Here is a 704-nt window from a genome sequence, read left to right on the forward strand (position 1 = left end):
CCCTGCGTCGGCTTGCGTGGCGCGGACATCAGAATCCCGGCGATTGAAATATCCTTCTGGATCAGGAATAAAAGGAGATAAGTCTGTCTATAGGAGCCATAATAATTGGCGATTGGCGATAATGTTTCCTAACTAAGGAGTGAGGCGTGTATTATCAGCCTAAACGTAATTTACTAGATAAAAAATACATTATGGTGACCGGCGCCGGTGACGGCATTGGTCGCGAGGCGGCCCTGACCTATGCCCGCCACGGCGCATCAGTATTGTTGCTTGGTAGAACAGAACATAAACTGAACACGGTGAAACAGACCATCGAGGAGGCGGGCGGGCGTGAAGCCCGGGTGCTAGTGCTGGATTTGGCCTGTACCGAGCCGGCGCCCTATCAGCGGCTGGCCAAAAGTCTTACCGACGAAATTCCACATCTGGACGGTTTGATTAATAACGCCGGCCTTTTGGGTGAAATCGCGCCTATGGCCAAGCAAACTCCCGCGTGCTGGTCAGAAGTCATGGCGGTTAATATCAACGGCACCTTTATGCTAACGCAAGTATTGCTACCGCTGCTGCTTAAAGCCAGCAGCCCGTCGCTGATTTTCAGCACCTCTAGCGTGGGCCGACAGGGACGGGCGAATTGGGGCGCTTATTCGGTATCCAAATTCGCCACTGAAGGGATGATGCAGGTATTGGCAGAGGAGTATCCCGCGTCT

The 704-nt window shown here is 53.0% G+C and carries 1 protein-coding gene; it reads left to right on the forward strand.

Going from position 1 to position 704, the window contains the following annotated elements:
* Positions 1-146 precede the first annotated feature (146 nt).
* The coding region (locus tag BG74_RS02335; RefSeq protein ID WP_244267169.1) for a YciK family oxidoreductase at positions 147-704 on the forward strand (558 nt) is incomplete at its 3' end.

Origin of the sequence: Sodalis-like endosymbiont of Proechinophthirus fluctus (assembly GCF_001602625.1) — a bacterium.
GTDB lineage: Bacteria > Pseudomonadota > Gammaproteobacteria > Enterobacterales > Enterobacteriaceae.